The organism is Frankia tisae (genome assembly GCF_025403405.1).
Taxonomy (GTDB): domain Bacteria; phylum Actinomycetota; class Actinomycetes; order Frankiales; family Frankiaceae; genus Frankia; species Frankia tisai.
Genome location: NZ_JANEZT010000322.1, coordinates 1 through 7756, shown reverse-complemented (window position 1 = coordinate 7756; position 7756 = coordinate 1). Strand labels below are relative to the sequence as shown.

Genomic DNA, 7756 nt, shown 5'->3' with positions numbered 1-7756 from the left:
CGGCTGGCCAGGGCACTCCGACGATCAGGGCACGCAGCTGGTCAGCGGCCGACGAGGCGGACCTGCGGGTAGGTTCGGCTCGGCCCGTCGAGCAGCGGCTGGGCACGTCCGGTCAGCCAGCGTTCGACGAACGCCCCGACGTAGGCGCGGGTGATCGCCAACGCCTGCCGGCCGGTCAGCGTCTGCGCCGGTGCCTGCACGGTGGCGGGTAGCGGGATCTGGTCGGCGAGGACGGGATCGTCGGTGAAGCTGAAATGGTCGGCGCCGTCGACGTCGAGCCACAGCCGCGGCGGGCCCAGCTGCGCCCACGCCTGCGCCCAGCTCGGATCCTCATCCGCCACCGGGGGGTCGCCGGCGCCGGGATGGTCCGCCGTCGCGCCGAGCAGCAGGAACGCCCGCCCGCCGAAACCGCCGGCGCCGACCGGTTCACCGAGGGTGCCGTCCAGGTCGACCCCGGCGCGCACCCGACGGTCGCGGCGCAGCAGCGACGCCGCCGCCGACCCGCCGAGGGAATGCCCGACCGCCGCGACGCGGGTGGCGTCGATGACCGCCGCGCCGCGCCACGCCGGGTGCGGCCCGGTGAGACTGTCCAGGACGAAGGACAGGTCGGCGGCGCGCCCGCGGCTGGCGGCGCGGAAGTCGGCGTCGGTGCGCAGCCGATCGCAGGCCACGCAGGTCAGCATCCGCCCGCCGGGAAACGCGGTGCCGACCGATTCGTAGGCGTGGTCGACGGTCGCGGCGACCAGGCCGCGGCTGGCGAGGTCCTCGGCGAGCCCGGTCAGCGAGCGGCGCCCCACCCCCAGGCCCGGGGACAGCAGCACCAGCGGCCGGCGCCCGGGAAGCGGGCGCGCCCCGACCCGGCTGGCGACCGCGGTATCGGCGAGCGCCTGCACGGGCAGAGTATCGGCCAACCCGAGCGCGGCCAGGTAGCGGCGGATCTCCTGCGGTGTGGCGTAACGCGCCGGGGTGCCGGTGGCGGCCCGCGCCGGATAGTAGACGTCGACCATCAGCTCCCGCGCGATACCGGGCACCCACGGGTCGCGCCGATGACGGTCGACCAGGTCCAGCGTGTCCCGGCCGACCGCGAAGGGCCCGGTGGGCCGGGGCAGGGCCAGCGGTACCGGGGCCGACGGAGATGCCGGGGCCGACGGAGATGCCGAGGCTGCCAGAGACGACGCTGGTGGGGGTGGCGCTGCGTCGGCGTTGCGGGCACCGGCGACGGGGAGCAGGAGGATCGCTGCGGCGAGGGACACCGTGCGCAGGGTTGCCATCACTGCTCGCACTCTAAGTGCCGTAATACTCGCCGAACGTGCACCGCGGATAGTCCGCCGGCCGACACCCCACCGCCGCGCCCACCGCCCCCGGCCGGCGGATCCGTGCAGGTCGGTGCCGCGCGTACCCGCGGCTAGCCGGGTGCGCGGCCCCAGGCGACGGCGGTGGCGAACGACAGATCGAAGAACGCCGGGTCCGCGAGGCAGTCCAGGGCGTCGTCGAGGGTGTCGTCGTCGGCCAGGCCCAGCTCGCGGATATGGGGGCGCAGCCGCGTCAGGGTCAGCGCCCAGCACTGGGCGGAGGCGCCCGCGCCACCCGTGGTCGGCAGGTGCACACTCACCCCGACATCGACCAGGTCGCGGCGCTGCAGAGGGGCGGGGAACCCGCGCGCCCAGGCGGAGTCCGTGCCGATGGTCTTCGCCAGCACCTCGTCGATGCTCCGCATGGCCTGGCGGAACGCCGGGTGGGGTGAGGAGTCCAGCGGGAACCCGACGATCGACTCGACGACGAGGACGCCGGCGGGTTTCAACCAGCCCCGCAGACGGTCCAGGACCTGCTCCCGGTCGGGGAGATGTTCCAGGACGAACCGGGCGTGGATGAGGTCGAACGGCCCGCCGGGGGGCGCGGGGTCGCGGGTGACGTCGTGGTGCAGGACCGTCAGGTGCGGGCCGGCGAGGCCCTCGAGGTGGCGGGTGTCGACGTCGGTGGCGACCACATGGCCGGCCCGGGCCGCGGTGGCCGCCTCGGCTGCGGCGTCCGTGGCGTCCGTGGAGTCGGCGCCGGTGACGCGGCCGGCGAGCCAGGCCGCGATCGACCCCCCGCCGGCGCCGACCTCCAGGCATCGCCAGCCGGCGCTGACGCCGCGTTCGTCGAGGATGCGGATCGTCGTCGGGTCGCAGACCGCCGCCATGGCGGCCAGCCGGGCGCGTTCGGTGTCGGTGGGGCCGCCCAGCACGTCGTCGGAGTAGCGGCGCGGCCGCTGCGCGGGCACGGTGTCGGTCATCGTCGCGCTCCAGCGTCGGCGCGCTGGTAGGGATGGGCATCGGCGGCCCGCGGACGCCGGCGCGGGCCGTCCTCGTCGAATGCGGTCACGCTCGGGAACTCTGCCACAGCCGTGGGCATCCTCGTCAGGAAAAGTCCAGGGTCGCCAGCCTGGCTCTCCCGCGCCGACCGCCGCGGCCTGGTCCGACGCATCCCTGGCTTCCGCTTGCGGCGAAACCCACCTGCCACCCGTGGCGCCACCCACCGGTTCCGCGTCAACCGAGTTCGGTGACCGTGGCGCGCAGCCGATCCAGGGCGGTGCGCGCCAGGTCGCCCAGCTCCTGCTGGTTGTCCGCCGCGACCCACGCGGCGTACGCCTCCTTGAACGCCAGCACGCCCAGCTCGGCCGCCAGGGTGGCCACCAGGTCCGGCACGCCACGGGCACGCAACGCACCTGCCATGGCCGCGGCGAGGCCGACCTGTTTGAGTGCGTCGCGTTCCTGGAGTTCGGCGCTGGTCGCGATGACGGCGTGCAGCCGGGGCCCGAGCTCGCGGTTGAACGGCGTCATCGCCCCGGCCGCGCGCTCCAGCCCGGCGGCGACCGCGGTCAGGGGGGTGGCATCCGCGGATGCCGCGGAGATGCCGTCGGCGAACAGCCGCGACAGGATCTCCTGGCCGGCCGCCAGCACCTCCCGCTTGTCGGGGAAGTGCCGGAAGAACGTGCTCCTGGTCAGGCCGGCGCGTTCGGCGATCTCGGCGACGGCGGTGTTGTCGTAGCCCTGCTCGGAGAACAGCTGCAGCGCGGCGGCAACCAGCCGCTCGCGCGCATCCGGTTCCCATCGTGGCACCGCCCGATTGTACCGATGGGACTTGTGTCCCATCACTTTGCTACGGTGATGGGACATAAGTGCCATCACTTGTAGGAGTCAGTCATGCGTGTCTTCGTCACCGGTGCCAGCGGCGGGATCGGCTCCGTGGTCGTCCCCGAACTCCTCGCCGCGGGCCACGAGGTCCTCGGCCTGGCGCGCTCCGACGCCTCGGCGCGGGCCATCACCGCCGCCGGCGCCGCCGTGCTGCGCGGCGACCTCGACGACCCCGACAGCCTGCGCGCCGGCGCCGCCAAGTCCGACGGGGTCATCCACCTCGCCTTCACCAACGACTTCACCGACTTCGCGAACTCGGTCGCCGCCGAGACCCGCGCCGTCGAGACCTTCGGCGCCGCGCTCGAAGGCAGCGGCAAGGCGCTGGTCATCGCCTCCGGCACACCCGCCGTACCCGGGCGCCCCGCGACCGAACACGACCCGATGCCGACCGACGGGCCGATCGGCGGCCGCGGCCGCAACGCCCAGACGGTCCTCGACCTGGCCACCAGGGACGTCCGCTCCGCGGTCGTCCGCCTCCCCCGGTCGGTCCACGCCCGGGGCGGACCGTATGGCTTCGCCTCGCTGCTCATCGGGGCAGCCCGGCGCACCGGCGTCGCCGGCTACGTCGGCGATGGCACCCAGCGCTGGCCCGCCGTGCACCGCCTCGACGCCGCCCGACTCTTCCGGCTGGCCCTGGAACACGCCACCCCCGGCACGGTGGTGCACGCCGTCGCCGACGAGGGCGACACGATGCGGGCCCTCGCCGAGGCCATCGGCGGCCAGCTCGGCCTGCCCACGGCTGCCGTCCCTGCGGAGACCTTCGGATTCCTCGGCGGCATCTTCGGCGTCGACCAGCCCGCCTCGAGCGCGCTGACTCGGGAACGGTTCGGCTGGCAGCCCACCCTGCCGAGCCTGCTCGACGACCTCGAAGCCGGGAACTACCCGGCCTGAGAGCATCAAGCCGGCTGGCACATCGGCCCGGACTCGGGTCAGCGAAGGCCGCCCGAGGCGAGCGGGTGCCTGCCTCCTCCCGCGCTACACCTGGGGTGATGGTATCGACACGGATGGTCGAAGGGAGGGTCAGGGCGTTGTGATCGGCTCCTGGGTGATCGGCTCCTGGAGTTCGGTCACCCACAGCTCAGGGGCGCCCGGGGGGCAGGACAGGTACAGCTCGCGGGCGTAGCCGACGGCGCGGTGGCCGTGGGTGTCGATCCAGCGGGCCAGGGCCTGGCCGGTGGCGACGATCTCGTGCACGGACCCGCGGTGGGTGAGGGTGGCCGCGGCGGGGATCGCCGGGAGGTCCACGATCGCGACGTCGCGGCCGGCGTCGGGTTCGGCCGCGACCGGCAGCGCGGCATGAACACAGATCATGGCGTCGCCGTGGGCGGCATCGGTCTGGGTGGCGTCGGTGTAGTAGGCGAGGGCGGGGCCGGTCGGGGTCAGGCCGGCGCGGGCCAGCCGGTCGATCAGGTCGGCGAACAGGGGTGTGAGGACCGGGGTGATGTCCTCGGGGGCGTAGCTGGCGGCGGTGGCGACCAGCTCCGCGACCCGCACGGCGGCAACAGATTTGATCACAACGCTGTCGGTGGGCATGTGTCCCTCACTTTCGATGGCGCGGAGCCTCGCCTGCACCCGGGCCAGCCGGGCGGTGTCGGCCGCGATCGTTGCCGCGAGTTCGGCTCGGCGCAGCCTCAGCATGCCGCGCAGCTCGTCGACGCCGACCTGCTCGTCGACGAGGGCGCGCACCTGTGCGAGGGTGAAACCGAGGTCCTTCAGGGCGATGATCCGGTTGAGGCGGGCGAGCTGGCCGGCGTCGTAGAAGCGGTAGCCGCTGGCCGGGTCGACCCGGGCGGGCCGCAGCAGTCCGATCGCGTCGTAGTGGCGCAGCATCCGGACCGACACGAGCCCGCGGCGGGCGAAGTCTCCAATGGTGAACATGGTGCCTACCGGTCTACGGCCTGCCACGGTGTCAAGGTCAACCGACTCGGGGGCGTAGGGGGGTGAACGCGCCGCTGCGCAGCACGGGGACGACCGCGTCGGCGTCGAGCTGTGCGGCGGCGGCGACGTCGTCATCCCAGCCCAGGTTGCGCAGCTCCCGTCCGGAGACCGATGCGCGCAGGTCGCCGTGCAGGTCGGGGGCGGCCGCGCGGAAGGCGGCCATGGCGGCGCGGGCCTCCGGGGAGATATGCGCCCGGGGCAGGACGCCGGCATCGACGGCACGGGCGATGATCGCGCCGGCGCCGAGGAAATCCTCGACGGCGGCGCGCAGCGGACCGGCATGCGCGCGTCCCGACGGGTCGGGCCACCGCTCCCCCGCGGCGATCACCGCGACGGCCCGGCCGGCGGCGACCTCGCCGGCAAGCAGCGTGCCCACCGCGGCGGCGTTACGCAGGCAGCCGGCGATCAGGGTCGCGCCGAGGCCGGCCGCCGCGGCCGACAGGGCGGCGCCGTTGGGCGAGGGCAGCACGAGGCGGGTGCCGGCCGGGATGCCGGCGAGGTCGGTGGGTGACAGCGACCAGGGTGTGCTCGGATCGGCGCGCCGGCCGGCGAGGACCGCCCCGTGCCGGGCGGCGAACTGTGCGGCGGTGGCATCGTGCCAGGGAAAGGGCAGCACCTGCGCGCCGTGGGTGACGGCGACGCTGACCGCGGTGGTGAACCGCAGAACGTCGACGATCACGACGGTGTCGCTGACCGGCGCGAGCACAGCCAGGTCCTCACCGCCCCAACCGAAGCGGACCTGAAACGGCCGCTGCTCGGCATCCTCCATCACAAAACGCCCCTGTCCGTTGTAGGGCCACGCATCATGTCATGATCAACAGATCCGGTTTCAGCGTTTGCCGGCGGGCTGAGCGGCTTCGGACGGGCGCGGTCGGCAGGTGGTCACCTCGCAGGGGCAGCGGAGGTGGGGCGGGCGGAGCGGGCGAGTTCGGCGAGGACGGCGGTGGTGCGGTCCTGTTCGTCGGTGCTGCCCACGGGGGAGGCGAGCAGGTCGGTGACACCGGCGTCGGCGAGTCGGCGCAGCTGCCGGGCGACGCTGTCCTCGTCGCCGATGACGGCGACGTCGCCCGGCCCGGCGGCGCCCTCGCGGTCGAGCATCGCCCGATATTCCGGCACCTGGCCGGCGAGGGCGAACCGGCCCGCGACCCGTTCCCGGGCGGCGGCCTCGTCGTTCGTCACGCACACCAGGAACCCGGCGACGACCCGTGGCATCCCACGCCCGCCCGCCGTGGCGGCGGCGGCGATCGTGGGGACGATGTGGTCGGTGAGTGTCCTGGGGCCGGTCATCCAGGTGATGGTGCCGTCCGCGCACTGCCCGGCCACGCGCAGCATCGCCGGGCCGAGGGCGGCGAGCAGCACCGGCGGCGGCGTCACGCCCGCCACGTCCACCGCTCCCACCGCGGTGAGCGTCTCGCCGCGGTGGGAGACGGTCTGTCCCTGCAGCAGGGGACGCAACACCGACAGGTACTCGCGCATGCGCCGGGCGGGCCGGTCGGTGGGCAGGCCGAACATGGACCGGACCATCATGGCGATGCCGGCGCCGATCCCGAGGGTGAACCGGTCGCCGACCGCTGCCTGCACGCTCAGCGCCTGGCTCGCCAGCACCAGGGGGTGGCGTTGCGCCACCGGCACCACCGCCGTGCCCACGCCGATGCCCGGCGCCTGTGCACCGGCGACGGCCAGGACGGTCAGCGCGTCCCAGCCGGGGGCCTGCGCCGACCAGGCGGTGGTGAAGCCCGCGTCGGCGGCCGTCTGGACCTGACCGATGACCTCCGCCAGGGTCGCCGGCCCCCGTACGTCACCCACAGTGATTCCGATGTCCATTCATGTTCCTTGCCTCGAGAAGGTGGCTCGCCGCGGGACCTGCTGGCCACCGATCCGCCGGAGCGGAGAAGTTCTCCGCTTATGTCGGAGCTAGGATATGGAGAACTTCTCCACTTAGCAACGTCGGGGGGCGAGACCGAGATGACGACGGCCGGGGCCCGACCGCCGCGGCGCCTGCGCGCCGACGCCCGCGACAACCGCGACCAGCTGCTCGCAGCGGCCAAGGCCGAGTTCACCGAACAGGGCGCCGACGCCTCCCTGAACAAGATCGCTCAACGGGCGGGGGTCGGTGCCGGCACGCTCTACCGGCACTTCCCCACGCTTGCGGCCCTGCTGGCCGCGCTCATCGGCGACGACGTCGACGCGCTGTGCGCCACCGGGCGCGACCTGCTGACCCATCCCGATCCCGACGAGGCGTTGGCCGTCTGGCTGCATGCCGTCGCCGTGCACGCCACCGCGATGCGCGGACTGGTCGCCACCCAGATGGCCGCCCTTCGCGACCGGCGCACCGCCGGCGCGCTGGCCGCCTGCCACGACGCCATCCGCGCCACCGGAGCGGCCCTGCTCGACCGCGCCCACCGCCACGGCAGCACTCCCGCCCAGGTCGACATCGCCGACCTGCTGACCCTCGTCAACGCCGCCGCCTGGGCCAGCGAACAGGCACCCGACGACGCCGACCTGCTGCCCCGCCTGCTCGTCCTGATCACCGCCGGCCTGCGGGTGTGACGTTGCATGCGCGAACTGCGCCCGGTAGCTTGCCGTGATCCACAGGTCTTCGATGGCGAAATCCGCTGCCGCCGGGCCGGATCCCCCCGGCC

Annotated in this window: 8 protein-coding genes; 2 read left to right on the top strand and 6 right to left on the bottom strand. The window is 74.2% G+C overall.

Annotated elements, in window-relative coordinates:
- Positions 1-41 precede the first annotated feature (41 nt).
- The 3 genes from NBZ85_RS24090 to NBZ85_RS24080 form a co-directional block, all read right to left on the bottom strand.
- Positions 42-1271, bottom strand: a complete 1230-nt coding sequence (locus NBZ85_RS24090) for an alpha/beta hydrolase family protein (protein ID WP_261562651.1) — start codon at positions 1269-1271, stop codon at positions 42-44.
- 134 nt (positions 1272-1405) lie between these two features.
- On the bottom strand, positions 1406-2275 hold the full coding sequence (locus NBZ85_RS24085) for a class I SAM-dependent methyltransferase (RefSeq protein ID WP_261560669.1): 870 nt from the start codon (positions 2273-2275) through the stop codon (positions 1406-1408).
- A gap of 253 nt (positions 2276-2528) precedes the next feature.
- Positions 2529-3101 carry a TetR/AcrR family transcriptional regulator gene (locus NBZ85_RS24080; protein WP_261560425.1) on the bottom strand — a complete coding sequence of 191 codons (573 nt, stop codon included), beginning with the start codon at positions 3099-3101 and terminating at the stop codon, positions 2529-2531.
- Between the two features lie 84 nt (positions 3102-3185).
- Between NBZ85_RS24080 and NBZ85_RS24075 the strand changes: the two genes are divergently transcribed.
- Positions 3186-4067: an SDR family oxidoreductase gene (locus tag NBZ85_RS24075; RefSeq protein WP_261562650.1), complete on the top strand. Its 882-nt coding sequence runs from the start codon at positions 3186-3188 to the stop codon at positions 4065-4067.
- Between the two features lie 129 nt (positions 4068-4196).
- Here the strand turns inward: NBZ85_RS24075 and NBZ85_RS24070 are convergent, their stop codons facing one another.
- The 3 genes from NBZ85_RS24070 to NBZ85_RS24060 form a co-directional block, all read right to left on the bottom strand.
- Positions 4197-5054 carry a MerR family transcriptional regulator gene (locus NBZ85_RS24070; RefSeq protein WP_261560423.1) on the bottom strand — a complete coding sequence of 286 codons (858 nt, stop codon included), beginning with the start codon at positions 5052-5054 and terminating at the stop codon, positions 4197-4199.
- 37 nt (positions 5055-5091) lie between these two features.
- Complete coding sequence (locus tag NBZ85_RS24065; protein WP_261560426.1) at positions 5092-5883, bottom strand: 2-phosphosulfolactate phosphatase; 792 nt, start codon at positions 5881-5883, stop codon at positions 5092-5094.
- A 113-nt stretch (positions 5884-5996) separates the two neighbouring features.
- A complete protein-coding gene (locus NBZ85_RS24060) occupies positions 5997-6938 on the bottom strand; it encodes a TIGR03564 family F420-dependent LLM class oxidoreductase (RefSeq protein ID WP_261562649.1) in 942 nt (313 codons plus the stop codon).
- Between the two features lie 141 nt (positions 6939-7079).
- On the opposite strand from NBZ85_RS24060, the gene NBZ85_RS24055 reads away from it, so the two are divergent.
- Positions 7080-7664, top strand: coding sequence for a TetR/AcrR family transcriptional regulator (locus tag NBZ85_RS24055; RefSeq protein WP_261560706.1), 585 nt, complete (start codon positions 7080-7082; stop codon positions 7662-7664).
- The last annotated feature ends 92 nt before the right edge of the window (positions 7665-7756 follow it).

Excerpts from the sequence above, each read along its gene's own strand:
- NBZ85_RS24085 (WP_261560669.1), bottom strand. The coding sequence starts at position 2,275 with ATGACCGACACCGTGCCCGCGCAGCGGCCGCGCCGCTACTCCGACGAC.
- NBZ85_RS24065 (WP_261560426.1), bottom strand. The coding sequence starts at position 5,883 with ATGGAGGATGCCGAGCAGCGGCCGTTTCAGGTCCGCTTCGGTTGGGGC.
- NBZ85_RS24090 (WP_261562651.1), bottom strand. The coding sequence starts at position 1,271 with ATGGCAACCCTGCGCACGGTGTCCCTCGCCGCAGCGATCCTCCTGCTC.
- NBZ85_RS24055 (WP_261560706.1), top strand. The coding sequence starts at position 7,080 with ATGACGACGGCCGGGGCCCGACCGCCGCGGCGCCTGCGCGCCGACGCC.
- NBZ85_RS24075 (WP_261562650.1), top strand. The coding sequence starts at position 3,186 with ATGCGTGTCTTCGTCACCGGTGCCAGCGGCGGGATCGGCTCCGTGGTC.
- NBZ85_RS24070 (WP_261560423.1), bottom strand. The coding sequence starts at position 5,054 with ATGTTCACCATTGGAGACTTCGCCCGCCGCGGGCTCGTGTCGGTCCGG.
- NBZ85_RS24060 (WP_261562649.1), bottom strand. The coding sequence starts at position 6,938 with ATGGACATCGGAATCACTGTGGGTGACGTACGGGGGCCGGCGACCCTG.